The following is a 17903-nucleotide window of genomic DNA, read 5'->3' as shown; positions in this document are numbered from 1 at the left end:
CTCGACTCAGGCCGCCGCGCCGCTGTGGAAACGGAACTCCGGGTCCGGCGTCAGAATCGCCTCGCGCTCGACCTCGGCAAAAAAGGCCACTCGCTCGTCGATCGGCTCGCTGGCGTACTGCTGGGCCATTTTCAGGTAGTCCTGATAGTGACGCGCCTCGGACTTGAGCAGCGAGACGTAGAACTTGCCCAGCTCCTCGTCCAGATAAGGCGCCAGCCGGTAGAAGCGCTCACAGGAGCGCGCCTCGATATAGGCACCAACGATCAGGGTGTCCACCAGCTTGCCCGGCTCGCTCTTGCGGATGTGCGCATGCAGGCGCTGGGCATACAGCGAGGCACTCACCGGGCGATAAGCCACGCCGCGTTTCTTCATCAGCACCGCCACCTGCTCGAAATGCCGCAGCTCCTCGCGCGCCAGGCGCGACAGCTTGTACTGCAGGTCTTCCTTCTCGACATAGCGGTACAGCAGGGTCAGCGCCGTACTGGCGGCCTTCTTCTCGCAGTTGGCGTGATCGATCAGCAGGATCTCGGGGTGCTGCAGCGCCTGGTCGATCCAGGCCTGGGGCGTCGGGCAGAGCAGGAAGCTCTCGATCTCGGGAAGCAGGGACATGGCAATCCGGCTAGTCTTGGAAAGCCGCGCATTATACGGCCCTCGCTCGCTACGGGCATGCCTGCTGCTTGATGTGCATCAAGCGGCAGGCGACGGCGTTGCGTCTAGAGTTGAGATCGAAAGCCACCGAGGAAGAAGACCATGCAAGCCATCCGCAGCATTCTGGTCGTGCTGGAACCCAATCAGCCGGAAGAAGGCCTGGCGCTCAAACGGGCAACGCTGATCGCCAACGCCACCCAGTCCGAGCTGCACTTGCTGGTGTGCGACAAGCAACGCAACCACGACGTCCTGCTCGACGATCTGGCGAACAGCCTGCGCGAGGAAGGCCACACCGTCTCCACCCGCCAGGACTGGCAGGAAACGACCTTCCAGACCATCATCGCCGCCCAGCAGGCCGAAGGCTGCGGCCTGGTGATCAAGCAGCACTACCCGGACAACCCACTGAAGAAGGCGCTGCTCACCCCGGACGACTGGAAGTTGCTGCGCTACTGTCCCTGCCCGGTACTGCTGGTCAAGACCGACCGGCCCTGGACCGGCGGCAAGGTGCTGGCGGCGGTCGATGTCGGCAATGACGATCCCGAGCACCACTCCCTGCATGCCAACATCGTCTGCCACGCCCACGACATCGCCCACCTGGCCAAGGGCGAACTGCACGTACTCAGCGCCCATCCGGCGCCGCTGCTCACGGCTGCCGATCCCTCCTTCCAGCTGAGCGAAACCATTGCCGCGCGCTACCGCGAAGCCTGCCAGAGCTTCCAGGACGAGTACGGCCTCGGCAGCCACCAGCTGCATATCGCCGAGGGTCCCGCCGACATCCTGATTCCGCAGATGGCGTTGCAGCTGGACGCCGCGGTCACGGTGATCGGCTCGGTGGCACGCAGCGGCCTCTCCGGCGCCCTGATCGGCAACACCGCCGAAGTGGTGCTGGATGTGTTGCAAAGCGACGTGCTGGTACTCAAGCCGGACGACATCTGCGACCAGTTGGAGAAACTGACGGCGCAGGAGTAAGCGCGATATCAGCCGCGGCTCTCCGCGCCCTCCACCAGAAAAAGCGGCGCGATATAGCGCTGGTAGTGTGCCTCGGACAGCAGGAAGTACTCGCGATCGATGGCATCACGCAGCTGCGGCAGGCTGCTGTCGCGGAACTCCGGCAGCAGCACGATGCCGTAGGCGTCCAGCTGCTGGATCAGCCGCGCGCCGCGGGCGATCAGCTGGTAGGCCCAGCAGTACGGCGACTGCCGCTCGACGAAGCGGATCTGCCGCTGCTGCAGCTGGTGGCGCAGCAAGTGCGGGTCGAACACCTCGAGCTTGGCGGCGACCACCTGCACCAGCAGGGTTTCCAGGCGCTGCCAGACGGCACGCTTCTCGTCTTCGCCGTACAGGTTCCAGTTCACCACCTCGTGATGGAAGCGCTTGCAGCCGCGGCATACCAGATCGCCATAGACGGTGGAGCAGAGACCGATACAAGGAGTCTTGATGAGCTGTTTGGGCATGACGAATGGCGTGCAAAGCGAGGAATGGGCGGCATGTTAGCCCTTTGTCTATGCTGGGTCATCCGCCACCGGCCGGGAGGGTTGCTTAACTTATGTCGCTCTTTCCAGTAGAATCTGCCCGCCTTGTTACAGGCGCCAATGTCCGCAGGAAGCTGTTTTCAAAGCGTCACGAGCACAGTAAACCCGGCAGGAAGCAGTTGGTGAGACCCGCATCGCTCCGCCCTCACCAACACAGCTTCGTCATGATCGCCGGCGTAAAACTTTGAAAACAGCTTCTGGACGAAAGTCCCGGACTCCCGCATGGGACCACTGATGAGGGTAATACTGTGCTTGAAGCCTACCGCAAACACGTAGAAGAGCGTGCCGCCCAGGGCGTCGTGCCCCAGCCGCTGAACGCCGAGCAGACCGCAGGCCTGGTTGAGCTGCTGAAGAACCCGCCGGCCGGCGAAGAAGAATTCCTGGTTGACCTGATCACCAACCGCGTTCCCGCAGGCGTCGACGAAGCCGCCTACGTCAAAGCCGGTTTCCTGGCAGCCATCGCCAAGGGCGAGACCGCCTCTCCGCTGATCAGCAAGCAGCGCGCTGTCGAGCTGCTGGGCACCATGCAGGGCGGCTACAACATCGCCACCCTGGTCGAGCTGCTGGACAACGCCGAACTGGCCGAAGTCGCTGCCGCTCAGCTCAAGCACACCCTGCTGATGTTCGACGCCTTCCACGACGTTGCCGAGCGCGCCAAGAACGGCAACGCCGCCGCCAAGGCCGTGCTGCAGTCCTGGGCTGACGCCGAGTGGTTCGTCAACCGTCCGGCCCTGGCCGAGAAAATCACCCTGGCCGTGTTCAAGGTCACCGGTGAAACCAACACCGACGACCTGTCGCCGGCTCCGGACGCCTGGTCGCGCCCCGACATCCCGCTGCACGCCCTGGCCATGCTGAAGATGGCCCGCGACGGCATCGAGCCGGACGCTCCGGGTTCGGTTGGTCCGATCAAGCAGATGGAAGCCCTGAAGGCCAAAGGCATTCCGGTTGCCTACGTCGGCGACGTGGTCGGTACCGGCTCCTCCCGCAAGTCCGCCACCAACTCGGTGCTGTGGTTCTTCGGCGACGATATCCCGTACGTGCCGAACAAGCGCGCCGGTGGTTTCTGCTTCGGCACCAAGATCGCCCCGATCTTCTACAACACCATGGAAGACGCCGGCGCCCTGCCGATCGAATTCGACTGCACCAACCTGGCCATGGGCGACGTCATCGACGTGTACCCGTACGCTGGCAAGGTCTGCAAGGCTGGTACTGACGAAGTCATCACCACCTTCGAACTGAAGACCGACGTGCTGCTGGACGAAGTCCGCGCCGGCGGCCGTATTCCGCTGATCATCGGTCGCGGTCTGACCGAGAAGGCGCGTGCCGAACTGGGTCTGGCTCCGTCCACCCTGTTCAAGAAGCCGGTTGCTCCGGCTGACAGCGGCAAGGGCTTCTCCCTCGCCCAGAAGATGGTTGGCCGTGCCTGCGGTCTGCCGGAAGGCCAGGGCGTGCGTCCGGGCACCTACTGCGAACCGAAGATGACCACCGTCGGTTCCCAGGACACCACCGGCCCGATGACCCGCGACGAGCTGAAGGACCTGGCTTGCCTGGGCTTCTCCGCCGACCTGGTCATGCAGTCCTTCTGCCACACCGCCGCCTATCCGAAACCGATCGACGTGGTTACCCACCACACCCTGCCGGACTTCATCATGAACCGCAGCGGCGTGTCCCTGCGTCCGGGCGACGGCATCATCCACAGCTGGCTGAACCGCATGCTGCTGCCGGATACCGTCGGCACCGGTGGCGACTCGCACACCCGCTTCCCGATCGGCATCTCCTTCCCGGCCGGTTCCGGCCTGGTGGCCTTCGCCGCCGCCACCGGCGTCATGCCGCTGGACATGCCGGAATCCGTTCTGGTGCGCTTCAAGGGCAAGCTGCAACCCGGTATCACCCTGCGTGACCTGGTGCATGCCATCCCCTACTACGCGATCCAGGCTGGCCTGCTGACCGTCGAGAAGAAAGGCAAGAAGAACATCTTCTCCGGCCGCATCCTCGAGATCGAAGGTCTGGACGGTCTGACCGTCGAGCAAGCTTTCGAGCTGTCCGACGCCTCCGCCGAGCGTTCCGCTGCTGGTTGCGCCATCAAGCTGCCGGAAGAGGCTATCGCCGAATACCTGCGCTCCAACATCACCATGCTGCGCTGGATGATCGGCGAAGGCTACGGCGATGCCCGTACCCTGGAGCGTCGTGCCCAGGCGATGGAAGCCTGGCTGGCCAACCCGAAACTGCTGGAAGCCGACAAGGACGCCGAATACGCGGCCGTGATCGAGATCGACCTGGCCGAAGTGAAGGAGCCGGTTCTCTGCGCTCCGAACGACCCGGACGACGCCCGCCTGCTGTCCACCGTTGCCGGTCAGAAGATCGACGAAGTGTTCATCGGTTCCTGCATGACCAACATCGGTCACTTCCGCGCGGCCGGCAAGCTGCTGGAAAAGGTCAAGGGCGGCATCCCGACCCGTCTGTGGCTGGCTCCGCCGACCAAGATGGACGCCCACCAGCTGACCGAAGAAGGCTACTACGGCATCTACGGCCGTGCTGGCGCGCGCATGGAAATGCCGGGTTGCTCGCTGTGCATGGGTAACCAGGCTCGCGTACAGACCGGTTCGACCGTGGTTTCCACCTCGACCCGTAACTTCCCGAACCGTCTGGGCGACGCTACCAACGTGTTCCTGGCTTCTGCTGAGCTGGCGGCCGTTGCCTCCATCATCGGTAAGCTGCCGACCGTTGAGGAGTACATGGGCTACGCGAAGAACATCGACAGCATGTCTGCCGACGTTTACCGCTACCTGTCCTTCGATCAGATGGCTGAATACCGTGACGCGGCTGCCAAGGCCAACATCCCGGTCATCCAGGCTTGATCCTGTAGCACCTAGGCACTGAAAGAAACCCCGCTTCGGCGGGGTTTCTTTTTTTCAGGCCCCCAGGGCCTGCTCATCTGATCCCAACAGACTCATCTGCTCCCTTCCAGCGACGTTAAGGAGCGGCTGCGCCGCTACGAAGCGCAACCGGCAGGCGCCATTGCCGAAGCCGCGCGGCGCCACAGGCCGACGCCAGCCAGGATGAACAGCAGGCTCAGCGCGCCGACATAGTAGGCCGGGCCCAGCGGACTCCACTTCAGCAGCAGGCTGACCAGGATCGGCGTCATGCCGCCGCAGATGGCGTAGGCCAGGTTGTAGGAGAACGACAGCCCGGAAAAGCGCACCGCCGCCGGGAAGGCCTTGACCATCACCATGGGGATGGCGCCGATGGTGCCCACGCTCAGGCCGGCCAGGGTGTACAGCGGGATCAGCAGATCACGGTGGCTGGCGACGCTGGCATAGAACAGCGAGGAACTCAGCAACAGCAGCAGGCCGCCGCAGACGAAGGTCGGTCCCGCGCCGAAGCGGTCCGCCGCCAGGCCGGCCAGCACGCAACCGAGGCTGAGAGCGACGATGGCCAGGCTGTTGGCCTGCAGCGCTTCGCCCGGGGCGAAGCCGTGCAGGGTCTGGAGGATCGTCGGGGTCATCAGGATGACCACCACGATGCCGGCCGACAGCACCCAGGTCAGCAGCATAGACAGCAGCACCGCCGGGCGATGCTCGCGCAGTACCGCCTTGAGCGGCAGCTCCTCGGCCAGCGACTGGCGCAGTTGCAGCTCGGCGAACACCGGGGTCTCGTGCAGCCAGCGCCGCAGGTAGACCGAGACCAGCCCGAACACCCCACCCAGCAGGAAGGGAATGCGCCAGGCGTAGTCGGCCAGCTCTTCGGCGCTGAACGCCCGGTTGATCGCGCTGGCGGTCAGCGAGCCGAGCAGGATGCCGGCGGTCAACCCGGCAGTCAGGGTGCTGCAGGCAAAGCCGATGCGCCGCGCCGGCACATGCTCGGCGACGAACACCCAGGCCCCCGGCACTTCGCCACCAATCGCTGCGCCCTGAACCACCCGCAGCGCCAGCAACGCCAGCGGCGCCCACAGGCCGATCTGCGCATAGGTCGGCAGCAGGCCCATGCACAGGGTCGGCACGGCCATCATGAAGATGCTCAGGGTGAACATGCGCTTGCGCCCGAGCAGGTCGCCGAAGTGGGCCATGACGATGCCACCCAACGGCCGCGCCAGATAGCCGGCGGCGAAGATGCCGAAGGTCTGCAGTTGGCGCAGCCACTCGGGCATCTCGGCGGGGAAGAACAGCTTGCCGACCACCGCCGCGAAGAACACGAAGATGATGAAGTCGTAGAACTCCAGCGCACCGCCCAGGGCGGAGAGCGAGAGGGTCTTGAAGTCGCTGCGGGTCAACGGGCGCGCCACGGGCGCAGTGCTGGAGTGCTCGGCAGACATAGGGGCTGGTTTCTCGGGAATGGGCGACGGAACGGCGGGCGCACCTTAGCAAATTACGCCCCGCCGGGCAGCCTTCGAAACCCAATCGGTCGTCCGCTGGCGGACTGACCGAGCGCTCTAGAACAGCGGCCCGGAGCGGGTGTTGTTGCCCTTGGCCAGCCGGTCGTAGAGCACCACGTTGACCGTGGCGGCGAGGTTCATGCAGCCGTTGGTGGGGATGTAGACCACGTCCTCGCACCAGTCGCGGATCTGCTTGTCCAGCGAGCCGTCCTCCGGCCCGAAGATGTACAGCGCGCGATCAGGGTGGGTGTACTCGGGCAGGGACCGCGCGCCCTCGACCAGCTCCACCGCCACCGGCGTGCAGCCGAAGGGGAGAATCTTGCGCAGGTCGTCGATGTTGATCAGCGGAATGTCCTGGTGGACCTTCTTGGTATCGGTGACGAAGTCCCGCGCCCGGTCGTAGCGGGTGCCGGTATAGAACACCGAGCTGACGTCATAGCAGCCCGCCGCGCGCATGATCGAGCCGACATTTTCCGGCGATTTGGGATTGAACAGACCGATACAGCTGTATCTCTTGTTGGCCACGGGGATGCTCGCAAAAGCGTCGATTATACCGGGCCGGCGCCAGCCTGGCGGAAAAGCGGATGGAGCGGATCAGGCCGGGCAGCTTTGCCCGGGCATTCACCAGCCCGCGCCCTGCGCCCTACCTGCTGCCCGGTCTACTGCTCCTGCCGGTCCTGCCCGGCGCCGTAGGTGGCGATCACCTCCCCCGCCACCGCGATGGCAATCTCCAGCGGCAGCTTGCCACGCACCTCGGGCAGGCCCAGCGGGCAGCGCATGCGGGCGATCGACTCCGCTGCCAGGCCGCGCTCGCGCAGGCGATGCTCGAAGCGCGCGCGCTTGGTCCGTGAGCCGATCAGGCCGAAATAGGCGAAATCGCCGCGGCGCAGGATGCGCTCGGCCAGCTCGAGGTCGAGCTGATGGTCGTGGGTCATGACGATGCAGTAGCAGCCGGGCGGCAGCTCGTCCACCTCATCGACCGGTTCTTCGCTGACCACCCGCTCGACACCCGACGGCAGCTGCGCCGGGAACTCGGCCACGCGCGAGTCGATCCAGCGCACCCGGCACGGCAGGCCGGCGAGCAGCGGCACCAGCGCGCGGCCGACATGCCCGGCACCGAATACGGCGACCTCGGCCCGTGGCCGCCCCAGCGGCTCGAACAGCAGCAGGGTGACGCCGCCGCAGCACTGGCCGAGGCTCGCGCCCAGGCTGAAGCGCTCCAGCAGCGGCGTGCGGGTACCGCTGGCGAGCAGGTCGCGGGCGATCTGCATGGCGCGCAGTTCCAGATGGCCGCCACCGATGCTGTGGTAGCTGCGCTCAGCGGTGACCAGCAGCTTGGCGCCGGCTTCGCGCGGCGTGGAGCCCTGCTCCTCGACCAGGGTGACCAGCACGCAGGGCTCGCCGCGGCGCTGCAGCGCCGCCAAGGTTTCGATCCAGTCATGCATGGCGCAGGCGCTCCGCCGCCCACAGCACCCGCTCCGGGGTGGCCGGGGCGTCCAGCTCGGCATGCACGCGGTAGTCGGCGAGACTGGCCAGCGCATCCTTGATCGCGCACCACACCGAGATGCCGTGCATGAACGGCGGCTCGCCCACCGCCTTGGAGTGGAACACGGTGTCCTGCGGGTTGCTGCGGTTGGCCACCAGCTGCACGCGCAGGTCCGCCGGCAGGTCGCCCACCGTGGGAATCTTGTAGGTCGCCGGGCTGTCGGTCAGCAGCCGGCCCTGGACGTCCCACACCAGCTCCTCGCAGGTCAGCCAGCCCATGCCCTGGATGAAGCCGCCCTCGATCTGGCCGATGTCGATGGCCGGGTTCAGCGAGTCGCCGACGTCGTGGAGAATGTCGGTACGCAGCACCTTGTATTCGCCGGTCAGGGTATCCACCAGCACCTCGGAGCAGGACACCCCGAAGGCGTAGTAGTAGAACGGCCGGCCGCGCGCCTGCTCGCGGTCGTAGTGCACGCCGGGCGTGGCGTAGAAGCCGGTGCTGGACAGCGACACCTGGCCGACATAGGCGAGGCCGATCAGCTCGTCGAAGCTCAGGTAACGCTCGCCCACCCGCACATGGCCGTTGCCGAATTCCACCTCGTCCGGATCGACCTCGAAGTGGGTGGCGGCGAAACCGACCAAGCGCTGGCGCAGGATCAGCGCGGCGTTCTGCGCCGCCTTGCCGTTGAGGTCGCTGCCCGAGGAAGCGGCGGTCGGCGAGGTGTTGGGCACCTTCTCGGTGTGGGTGGCGCTGATGTGGATGCGCGAGATATCGACCTGCAGGGTCTCGGCGACCACCTGCGCCACCTTGGTGTGCAGGCCCTGGCCCATCTCGGTGCCGCCGTGGTTGAGGTGGATGCTGCCGTCGGTGTAGATGTGCAGCAGCGCGCCGGCCTGGTTGAGGAAGCCGGAGGTGAAGCTGATGCCGAACTTCACCGGGGTCAGCGCCAGGCCCTTCTTCAACAGCGGGCTTTCGGCATTGAAGGCGCGGATCGCCGCACGGCGGGCCTGGTAGTCGCAGCTCGCCTCCAGTTGCGCGGTCAGCTCGGCCAGCAGGTTGTCCTCCACCGTCTGCTGGTAGTGGGTGACGTTGCGCGGCGCAGCGGCGTAGTAGTTGCGCTTGCGCACCTCCAGCGGATCGAGGCCGAGGTGACGAGCGATGCGCTCCATCACCTCCTCGATGCCGAGCATGCCCTGCGGGCCGCCGAAACCGCGAAACGCCGTGTTCGACGCCAGGTGGGTACGGCAACGATGGCCAGTGACCCGCGCATCGCCCAGGTAGTAGGCGTTGTCGGCATGGAACATGGCGCGGTCGACGATGGCTCCGGACAGATCCGGCGAAAAGCCGCAGTTGGCCAGCAGCCGGATGTCGATGCCCTGCAGCACGCCCTGGTCGTCGAAGCCGACGTCGTAGTCGATCAGGAACGGGTGGCGCTTGCCGGTGGTGCGCATGTCGTCGCGGCGCGCCAGACGCATCTTCGCCGGCCGCCCGGTCAGCTGGGCGACCACCGCGCACAGGCAGGCCGGGCCGGCCGCCTGGGTTTCCTTGCCGCCGAAGCCGCCGCCCATGCGGCGCATGTCCACCGCCACCTGGTGCATCGACACGCCGAGCACGCGGGCGACCAGCTGCTGGATCTCGGTGGGATTCTGCGTCGAGGAATACACCAGCATGCCGCCGTCCTCGCTGGGCAGCACCGTGCAGACCTGGGTTTCCAGATAGAAGTGCTCCTGGCCGCCGATGTGCAGACGTCCCTGCAGCCGATGTGGCGCGCCAGCCAGCGCGGCATCGGCATCGCCGCGCTGCTGGCAATGACTGTCGCGCACCAACTCGCCGCGGCGCAGCGCCTCCTCCAGGTCGAGCAGCGGCTCGAGCACCTCGTAGTCGATCCGCGCCGCCTGCGCCGCCTGGCGGGCGATCTCGGGGTCGGCGGCGGCCACCGCCAGCACCATCTGGCCGAGGTACTGCACCACGCCGTCGGCCAGCAGCGGATCGCCGGGGGCCACCGCGCCGATGTCCAGCTCGCCGGGCACGTCGCGGCTGGTGATGGCGATGGCCACGCCGGGAAAGGCGTAGCACGGCGAGGTGTCGATGCGCAGGATGCGCGCATGGGCATGCTCGGAGAGCCGTGCGCAGACGTGCAGCTGGTTGGCGAACTCCAGGCGGTCGTCGACGTACAGCGCCGTGCCGGACACATGCTTGTCGGCGCTCTCGTGCTTGAGGCCGCGGCCGACTCCGCTGGCGATGCCGGCGCGGAAGCGTTCCGCCAGCTCTTGCTGGGATGGCTGGTCAGGAGAGAGTTCAGGCCTGTTCATGCTGGATACACCCGGGTGGCCACGTAAGGTTGCTGCAGCTCGATGAAGCAACGGCGCAGCAGATTCTGCGCCACCCGCAGGCGGTAGGCGGCGCTGGCGCGCTGATCACTGAGCGGGGTGAACTCGCCGGCCAGTACCTGGCCGGCGCGCTCAATGGCCGCCGCGTCGCCGCGCGTGCCGAGCAGCGCCTGCTCGCACTGGAAGGCGCGTCTAGGCGTCGCCGCCATGCCGCCGAAGGCGATGCGCGCCTGCGTTACCACGCCATCGTGCAGCTGCAGGTTGAACGCCGCGCAGACCGCGGAGATATCGTCGTCCAGGCGCTTGCTGACCTTGTAGGCGCGCAGCGCCTGTCCCGCGGTGGCCCGCGGCACGCGGATGCACTCGATGAATTCGCCGGGCGCCAGCGCGGTGACCCGGTAGTCGCGGAAGAATTCCTCCAGCGCCAGCGTGCGCCGCGTAGCCCCACGGCGCAGCAGCAGCTCGGCACCGAGGGCGATCAGCAGCGGCGGCGTGTCGCCGATCGGCGAGGCATTGCCGAGATTGCCGCCGAGGGTGGCACGGTTGCGGATCTGCCGCGAGGCGAAGCGTGCCAGCAGCGCGCCGAAGTCCGGGTACTCGGCGGCCAGCACGGCCTGGCAGTCGCTCAGCGCCACGCCCGCACCAATCTCGACATGCGAGTCGGTCACTGCGATGCGCTTGAGTTCGGCCACCCGGCCGAGGTCGATCAGCAGCGGCAAGGTACTGTGCTGCTGGGAGACCTCCAGAGCCACGTCGGTGCCGCCGGCCAGCAGGCGCGCCTGCGGCTGGGCCAGGTAGAGTTCGGCCAGCTCGTCCAACGTCTGCGGCAGCCAGCAGCGCCGCTCGCCCCGCGCCAATCCGGCCTCGTCCTGGCTGGCGATGGCGCGCAGGGCGGCCAGGGTTTCCGTCTCGTGGCGGTCGAAGGTATCCACCTGCCTGTCCGTGCAGGCCCGTTCGGCAGCGGCGAGGATCGGCCGGTAGCCGGTGCAGCGGCACAGGTTGCCGGTCAGCGCATCGACCGCCTGCGCGCGGTCGTAACCATCGCAGCCCTTGTGCAGGGCGAACAGCGACATGACGAAGCCCGGGGTACAGAAACCGCACTGGCTGGCGTGGCAGTCGGCCATCGCCTGCTGCACGCCGTGCAGGTGACCCGGCTGGCCGAGGTCTTCGACCGTGAGCAGTTGCTTGCCGTGCAGCGCGGACATGAAGGTCAGGCAGGCATTCAGGCTGCGATAGCGCAGGCGCTCGCCGTTGACGGACGGGTCCGCCTCGGCGACCACCACGGTACAGGCACCGCAGTCGCCGGAGGCGCAGCCTTCCTTGGTGCCGCTGCGACCGAGATGGCGGCGCAGGTATTCGAGCACCGTCAGGTTCGGATCGAGCGCAGTCTCGCGGCGCTGCTCGCGGTTGAGCAGAAACTGGATCACGGCGGCCCCCTGCCTGGGCTGGTTCGATAAGCCCTTGAAAGGACTGTAGTGAGCCCCGCGCGCCGGAGCAACCACCCCAGGCCTTCGCCCTGGTCGGTAGCGTTCATCTTTGGTGCACAGGCGTGTACCACGGGCGTGGCGACAGCATCGTTGGCACGACCAGGAGCCACACTGGCATACGGCTTGCTTTATCGCAGGCATGCAGCCCACCTGCCCTGCCCGTTTCTGGAACCCGTCATGCCCGACCATACCCCCGCTCCCCGCCACGACGCCCTGTCCTGGGTCGCCGGCTCGGATGCCCCGGAAAAGAACGTCCTCGACCTCGGCTTCATGGCCCTGGCCGACTCGGCGTCGCTGATCGTCGCCGCCACCCAGGGCTTCGCCCAGCCCTACGGCCTGACCCTCAACCTGCGCCGCCAGGCCTCCTGGGCCGGCCTGCGCGACAAGCTGGTCAGCGGCGAACTGGACGCGGCGCAGATGCTCTATGGCCAGGTCTACGGCACCCATCTGGGCATCGGCAGCCCGGCCACGCCCATGGCGATCCTCATGGGCCTGAACCAGAACGGCCAGTCGATCAACCTGAGCACGGCACTGCGCGAGGCCGGCGTGACCACTCCTGAGGCGCTGCGTGAACGCACGCACCAGAGCGGTGCGAAACTCACCTTCGCCCACACCTTCCCCACCGGCACCCATGCCCTGTGGCTGTACTACTGGCTGGCCGGCCACGGCATCCATCCGCTCAGCGACGTCAACAGCGTGGTGGTGCCGCCGGCGCAGATGGTCACCCACCTGCGCGCCGGGCGCATCGACGGCTTCTGCGCCGGCGATCCGTGGGGCGCCCACGCAGTAGACGAGGGCCAAGGCTTCACCATCGCTACCAGCCAGTCGATCTGGCCGGACCATCCGGAAAAGGTCCTCGGTGTCACCCGCGAGTTCGTCGAGCAGTGCCCCAACAGCGCGCGCGCCCTGAGCATGGCGCTGCTCGAGGCCAGCCGCTTCATCGACGCCAGCGTGGAAAACCGTCGCAGCACCGCCCAGCTGCTCAGCGCCGCGGAATTCGTCAACGCGCCGGCGAGCACCCTGGAGCCGCGCTTTCTCGGCCACTACCAGGATGGCCTCGGCCACGCCTGGCTGGACGCCCACCCGCTGCGCTTCTTCGCCGAAGGCGCGGTGAACATGCCCTACCTGTCCGACGGCATCTGGTTCCTTACCCAGCTGCGCCGCTGGGGTCTGTTGCGCGACGATCCGGCGTACCATGAACTGGCCAGCGAAGTGCACCAGCTCGCCCTGTATCGCGAGGCGGCGGGTGCGCTGGGCATCGCCGTGCCGCAGCCCATGCGCAGTTCCACCCTCCAGGATGGCAAGGTGTGGGACGGCAGCGACCCGGCCGGGTACGCCCGCAGCTTCGCGCTGCACGCGCTGGCCGCACGCCCGTCACTGGCCCTCTGATCCGCAGGAGTTCTGTATATGTTGCGCATTCTCCTGATCAACGACACCGCGAAGAAGGTCGGCCGCCTGAAAAGCGCACTGACCGAAGCCGGCTTCGAGGTGGTCGACGAGTCCGGCCTGACCATCGACCTGCCGGCGCGGGTCGCCGCGGTCCGCCCGGACGTGATCCTGATCGACAGCGAATCGCCCGGGCGCGACGTGATGGAGCAGGTCTGCCTGCTCAGCCGCGACCAGCCGCACCCGATCGTCATGTTCACCGACGAGCACGACCCGAAAGTGATGCGCCAGGCCATCCAGTCCGGGGTCAGCGCCTACATCGTCGAAGGCATCCACGCCCAGCGCCTGCAGCCGATCCTCGACGTGGCCATGGCGCGCTTCGAGAGCGACCAGGCCCTGCGCGCCCAGCTCAACGCCCGCGACCAGCAGATGGCCGAGCGCAAGCGCATCGAACTGGCCAAGGGCCTGCTGATGAAGATGCGCCAGTGCAACGAGGAAGAGGCCTACACCCTGATGCGCCGCCAGGCGATGAGCAAGCAGCAGAAGCTGATCCAGGTGGCCGAGCAGATCATCTCCATGCACGAGATGCTCGGCAACTGACGCGGGCACCTGCTGCCGACAGCCGGGGCCTCCCCCTGCCCCGGTTGTCTTCCAACCTCGCCACGCGCTACCCTCCCGGCACTTGCCAAACACCGCACGCAAAAGGACCTGCTGGCATGGTGTATAACCGCCTTTTACCCCCACCTGCATGGCCAATGCCGCATTCCAGAGCGGCAGAGCGTGCCGTGCCCGGAATGTTATCCACCAAGCCCGCTTGGGGTGTTATACACCAAGTGGGGTCTATTTATAGTTAACCAACGATATACGACATTTTGCATAGGGAAACGTAAATAATGTGGAATCAGCCACAACGTAAATCGAAAATCGCTGCTATACCCAACCAGGGTCTGCGGCGGAGCATAACGAAGTTAATGCACACGCCGCAGACCCTGGTTGGGGTTGAGGTCAATTTTAGATTTTCGCCGGCGCCTGAGCACCCATCCCATTTACAGTCCGCTGCGCGGACCGGTGCAATATCGTCGGCTAACTACTCGCTAGAGCACACACCCACGCTGCGCGCGGGCGGTGCTCACCTCGAACGTTAGGGCTCTCAACTTGCTCCGTCGCTATGGAATCTGGCTACTCACATGTCCTCGCTCATTTGGCGACCGCAGGATTTGGCGCGAGAACAAAAGTTCAGACGCCTTGCCCACGCAATTCCAAAGAGCTGTCGGCGTGCGTTACGTCGGGCAGCGACCACCGCGCTTACCCAACTCAAAGGGTGGCTATGTTGACAATCGGTTGTCTGGCCCGCCAAAAAGCATTTCGCTCTTACTCAAAGGTTTCTTCACGCCTGGGCCTGTCCCTCGTTCAAAGCTGGCGCTTGTCGCCGGCCATCGTTCTATCCTGCGGCGCTCCACTGGCTACGCGGTTCTTTGGGCACCTCACATTCGTTTCGTTTCGGTCGGCGGTATCGCCCACTTCACCGGGAGCATTTTGGTCAATGAAACAGCCGAGCCCTAACCCGGCGCTCAACCTCGCTCCCTTCGGTCGCTGGACGCTGCGCGATAGAGCTGCGCAGCGCCGGTTAGCTCTACGTTAGCCATCTCTTCGCACATGGTGCAACGGCTGGAAAAATTGGTTAAAACGACAGCCCTTCGATCAAACCGCCGCACACATCCAGGCGTTCCGGACCCAATGAAAAAAAATTCCACGATTGTCGTACTACTCCTTATCCTTGCATGGGCTTTTTATTCGCTCGTCGACCAAGGCATAACTATCGCCCATCAAGAGTCGTCTGTATCTTTCTTGGACAGAAGGAGCAAGGATCTCCTACTAGATATCTCATCCGTATATTTGTGCAAGGAGCATGATGCACTTAGCGGCCTGCCGATTACCAAGCCAAACGGATCGTCCTTGTATGTTGAAAATGGTGTTTTGATAGGGGTTGGTTTCAAAGGCGAGCCTTACCCAATAATAAAGTGTGAAAAATAGGCCTCTTCACCGCCAGCGCTTCCGCTTGGTCATACAGAGCTGATATCGATGTCTAACAAACGGTTCAAACCGTTCGCTTCGCTCACTGGGACGGGCTAAAGCCCGCCCCTTAACCATACGTTAGGGCTCTGAGCAATGCCGCTCTACACATATATCGTCTCGTACAAAGGGGCTAGCCGGGTTACACAAGGAAGCCACAGCAACTTCAAAGGCTTCATCTCCTCTTGGTGCTCAAACATTCCCGCTGGCGCGCTGCCCGCTCTTACTCCGGCGTTGCATAAGGAACTTACGTCTAAAGCATATAGTGGTGACTTCTTGGCTGTCCCGAATATCAAGAATGTCTGGCGAAAATCAATTGAGGTTGGCGGCAGTGAGTTCACGGTCATCGCGGTACAAACACAGCCTTAACGCTTTCATTAACCACGCCCGCCCTAACATGGCGGTCGAGAGGGACGCCTGCCGGCAAGCCGACAGCCGCCCCTCACCTCTACGTTAGAGGTCTGCGTGAAAACCCGCTTAGCCATAATTACGCTCAGCCTACTACTAGTAGGCACTAATATATTTTGGCTATACACCACAATTGACACCGTAGTAACGCGCTCATATATAGATCAAGAAATTTATGAGCTGAACGGTTCCAACGCTCAAGCGGTGGGCATGCTAAAAACTTCGCTCGCAGGAAAAACAAAGGAAGAGATCCGGTCTATGGCCGTAAAATTCACGGATCTTGAGCCCTTTGAGAAAGAGGGTTGTTTGTGGGTCGGTTGGTATGGGTTCAAATTTTCAGAGTCAGGGCTTTTCATCGACATAGAAACAGGTACATCGTACAGCGAAAAACCGGTTTGCGATGCCAACCTCTAACTACTGGTTCAAGCCGTTCGCTTCGCTCACTCGGGACTGGCTAAAGCCAGCCCCTTAACCAAACGTTAGGCAGAAAAACTATGGAGTCAGTGCCATACGAGGAGCTGCAGAGTCTTCTCCATCCGTGTATCACGAGCCCTGCTGACTGGAAGGTCATACGCTACGAGGTGGAGCTTGATTTCGATACTTCCTTGCCATCGAGCATCACCATCGAGCTATGCTCAGCCACTAAACAGTTGAAGCGTCTCTGGTTTGCACAGCCACAGCTGGCTGAATTTGGCCCATTCCAAATCCCACAAATTCCATTCATTTATATCGCAAGCACCAAGTCTCTCGGATGGGAAAGCGAAAGAAGCATAGAGGTAGGCGGATGGTTCGAGGATCGTGATGTGCTTTTCTGGGCTGCAGGAGTGGTTGAGCTTGCCTAACATGCGGTTCAAGTCGCTCGCTCTGCTCGCTGGGACGTCCGCGTACCGCGGCCGCCCCTTAACCTAAACGTTATGCGCCCATCATGAAAACAAAGCAGATTATTGTTGGTACAACATTGCTCATATTTTCACCAGAGAAGTTCTCTGAGTACGCCACCAAGGCGGGGATAGAGCAAGAGTTCAGAGACAACAAGCAACTTAGAGAAGCACATCCCGATGGGAAAGCTCCTCCAGAAGTCGTTGCCGAATGGAAAAAGCACAACCTATACAGAGCGAATGCAATTAGAAACTCCTTTCTCTCTTCCCTTCTAATAACTTTTTCATCAATTATTATCGGGATCGCCATTGGCGCAGGACTAAAGCACTCACTCGGAAAGCCCTCAACTCTCATAACAAATGCAATTCAGGTCTTTGGGGTAGGCATTCTGCTTTCAGCAACTCTATCAGTGCTCGGCTCAAAAATTGAGTCCTTCAAGGGTAAGACACTCGCCGAATACATCGACAGATCACTATTTAGGTGGCAATACATTCTAGGCAGCTTATTATTCTTTCTGGCGTTATCCTGGAGTGCCTAGCGAGCACATAACAAATAGTTCAAGCCGTTCGCTTCGCTCACTCGGGACCGGCTAAAGCCGGCCCCTTAACCAAACGCTAGAGAACAAGGAGAAAACTCGTGCACGCCGCAGTTACATTGATAAAAATTCTACTAATACCAGTTTTCGCCATAGCATTTTTCGGCGGATTCTCAAAATTTGCAGTCATGCCATTGACGGATTTAATCCCAGCAAACCCCAACAATTCAATGACAGGCATCTTACTTTCATCAGTCGCGCTAAATTTTATTCTCACTGCACTTGCCGCATCAATCATAGCTTTTCCAGCCGCGTACATTTACAAAAAATACGCCCCACTTGCTGCTCTTGCGATATACACCCCTATTTTATTTTTCAGCATCACAGCGCTTAAGGCCGAAAGCCTCAATCTTCTATTTTCAACCTCATACCCATTACTAATTGAACTAATATTAATTCCACTTTCAGCGCACAGAGCGTGGCTTTACCTCGAAGCCTCGCACTCTAACTAATGGTATATGGACTCTCCCCACAAGTGGTGAGTAAAGCCTTTCCAACCCTGTCGTCAGTGCGGTTGCATTCGTATATCCGGCCTTCGCTGGGCGTTACCGCCCGGGCCACTCTGTAGTTCGCGCAGCGAGGGCCAAGCGTTCAATCGATCACGGGGATCAGAATTGTTATCGGCCTTGTTCCGCTGCAGGACTCGCCTGTTCCGACAGTGTCGCTGTTCACCACAACCACGAGAAAACCGCTTCCTGATTACCTGG

The 17903-nt window shown here is 63.3% G+C and carries 14 protein-coding genes; 7 read left to right on the top strand and 7 right to left on the bottom strand.

Features of this window, described 5'->3' with window-relative positions:
* Positions 1–6 precede the first annotated feature (6 nt).
* A complete protein-coding gene (locus KRX52_RS07730; RefSeq protein WP_217681165.1) occupies positions 7–609 on the bottom strand; it encodes a MiaE family protein in 603 nt (200 codons plus the stop codon).
* Positions 610–750: 141 nt separating this feature from the next.
* Here KRX52_RS07730 and KRX52_RS07725 point away from each other — a divergent pair, with 141 nt between their 5' ends.
* Positions 751–1617, top strand: a complete 867-nt coding sequence (locus tag KRX52_RS07725; protein ID WP_217681164.1) for a universal stress protein — start codon at positions 751–753, stop codon at positions 1615–1617.
* Positions 1618–1625: 8 nt separating this feature from the next.
* Here the strand turns inward: KRX52_RS07725 and KRX52_RS07720 are convergent, their stop codons facing one another.
* Entirely contained in the window at positions 1626–2102 is a 477-nt protein-coding gene (locus tag KRX52_RS07720; protein WP_217681163.1) for a DUF1289 domain-containing protein, read from the bottom strand.
* A gap of 326 nt (positions 2103–2428) precedes the next feature.
* On the opposite strand from KRX52_RS07720, the gene acnB reads away from it, so the two are divergent.
* Positions 2429–5038 carry a bifunctional aconitate hydratase 2/2-methylisocitrate dehydratase gene (gene acnB / locus KRX52_RS07715; protein WP_217681162.1) on the top strand — a complete coding sequence of 870 codons (2610 nt, stop codon included), beginning with the start codon at positions 2429–2431 and terminating at the stop codon, positions 5036–5038.
* A gap of 134 nt (positions 5039–5172) precedes the next feature.
* On the opposite strand, the gene KRX52_RS07710 is transcribed toward acnB, so the two are convergent.
* The 5 genes from KRX52_RS07710 to xdhA all read right to left on the bottom strand — a co-directional run bounded on the left by KRX52_RS07710 (position 5173) and on the right by xdhA (position 11795).
* Complete coding sequence (locus tag KRX52_RS07710; RefSeq protein WP_217681161.1) at positions 5173–6492, bottom strand: MFS transporter; 1320 nt, start codon at positions 6490–6492, stop codon at positions 5173–5175.
* Between the two features lie 117 nt (positions 6493–6609).
* A complete protein-coding gene (locus KRX52_RS07705; RefSeq protein WP_217681160.1) occupies positions 6610–7077 on the bottom strand; it encodes an RNA methyltransferase in 468 nt (155 codons plus the stop codon).
* A gap of 134 nt (positions 7078–7211) precedes the next feature.
* Positions 7212–7997, bottom strand: coding sequence for a xanthine dehydrogenase accessory protein XdhC (gene xdhC, locus KRX52_RS07700; RefSeq protein ID WP_217681159.1), 786 nt, complete (start codon positions 7995–7997; stop codon positions 7212–7214).
* Positions 7990–10350 carry a xanthine dehydrogenase molybdopterin binding subunit gene (gene xdhB / locus KRX52_RS07695; RefSeq protein ID WP_217681158.1) on the bottom strand — a complete coding sequence of 787 codons (2361 nt, stop codon included), beginning with the start codon at positions 10348–10350 and terminating at the stop codon, positions 7990–7992. The genes xdhC and xdhB overlap by 8 nt, the downstream gene beginning before the upstream one ends.
* Entirely contained in the window at positions 10347–11795 is a 1449-nt protein-coding gene (gene xdhA / locus KRX52_RS07690; protein WP_217681157.1) for a xanthine dehydrogenase small subunit, read from the bottom strand. Before xdhA ends, xdhB begins: the two co-directional genes overlap by 4 nt.
* A 237-nt stretch (positions 11796–12032) precedes the next feature.
* Here xdhA and KRX52_RS07685 point away from each other — a divergent pair, with 237 nt between their 5' ends.
* The 5 genes from KRX52_RS07685 to KRX52_RS07665 all read left to right on the top strand — a co-directional run bounded on the left by KRX52_RS07685 (position 12033) and on the right by KRX52_RS07665 (position 17648).
* Positions 12033–13244: a CmpA/NrtA family ABC transporter substrate-binding protein gene (locus tag KRX52_RS07685; RefSeq protein ID WP_217681156.1), complete on the top strand. Its 1212-nt coding sequence runs from the start codon at positions 12033–12035 to the stop codon at positions 13242–13244.
* Between the two features lie 18 nt (positions 13245–13262).
* Entirely contained in the window at positions 13263–13841 is a 579-nt protein-coding gene (locus KRX52_RS07680) for an ANTAR domain-containing response regulator (RefSeq protein WP_217681155.1), read from the top strand.
* A 1938-nt stretch (positions 13842–15779) separates the two neighbouring features.
* Positions 15780–16136 (top strand): hypothetical protein, encoded by a 357-nt coding sequence (locus KRX52_RS07675; protein WP_217681154.1) that lies wholly within the window; start codon positions 15780–15782, stop codon positions 16134–16136.
* A 511-nt stretch (positions 16137–16647) separates the two neighbouring features.
* The gene (locus KRX52_RS07670) at positions 16648–17139 is read left to right on the top strand and encodes a hypothetical protein (RefSeq protein ID WP_217681153.1); all 492 of its coding nucleotides are present in this window, start codon (positions 16648–16650) and stop codon (positions 17137–17139) included.
* 98 nt (positions 17140–17237) lie between these two features.
* Positions 17238–17648, top strand: a complete 411-nt coding sequence (locus KRX52_RS07665) for a hypothetical protein (RefSeq protein ID WP_217681152.1) — start codon at positions 17238–17240, stop codon at positions 17646–17648.
* Positions 17649–17903 lie beyond the last annotated feature (255 nt).

This window comes from Geopseudomonas aromaticivorans (assembly GCF_019097855.1).
In the GTDB taxonomy this organism is placed as follows: Bacteria; Pseudomonadota; Gammaproteobacteria; order Pseudomonadales; family Pseudomonadaceae; genus Geopseudomonas; species Geopseudomonas aromaticivorans.
The sequence above is the reverse complement of the archived record's forward strand: the minus strand, read 5'-3'. Positions and strand labels throughout refer to the sequence as shown.

What these genes read in the sequence shown, in the direction of transcription:
- KRX52_RS07720 (WP_217681163.1), bottom strand. Translation starts at nt 2,102, where the DNA reads ATGCCCAAACAGCTCATCAAGACTCCTTGTATCGGTCTCTGCTCCACC.
- xdhC (WP_217681159.1), bottom strand. Translation starts at nt 7,997, where the DNA reads ATGCATGACTGGATCGAAACCTTGGCGGCGCTGCAGCGCCGCGGCGAG.
- KRX52_RS07670 (WP_217681153.1), top strand. Translation starts at nt 16,648, where the DNA reads ATGAAAACAAAGCAGATTATTGTTGGTACAACATTGCTCATATTTTCA.
- KRX52_RS07710 (WP_217681161.1), bottom strand. Translation starts at nt 6,492, where the DNA reads ATGTCTGCCGAGCACTCCAGCACTGCGCCCGTGGCGCGCCCGTTGACC.
- KRX52_RS07685 (WP_217681156.1), top strand. Translation starts at nt 12,033, where the DNA reads ATGCCCGACCATACCCCCGCTCCCCGCCACGACGCCCTGTCCTGGGTC.
- KRX52_RS07725 (WP_217681164.1), top strand. Translation starts at nt 751, where the DNA reads ATGCAAGCCATCCGCAGCATTCTGGTCGTGCTGGAACCCAATCAGCCG.
- xdhB (WP_217681158.1), bottom strand. Translation starts at nt 10,350, where the DNA reads ATGAACAGGCCTGAACTCTCTCCTGACCAGCCATCCCAGCAAGAGCTG.
- KRX52_RS07680 (WP_217681155.1), top strand. Translation starts at nt 13,263, where the DNA reads ATGTTGCGCATTCTCCTGATCAACGACACCGCGAAGAAGGTCGGCCGC.
- KRX52_RS07730 (WP_217681165.1), bottom strand. Translation starts at nt 609, where the DNA reads ATGTCCCTGCTTCCCGAGATCGAGAGCTTCCTGCTCTGCCCGACGCCC.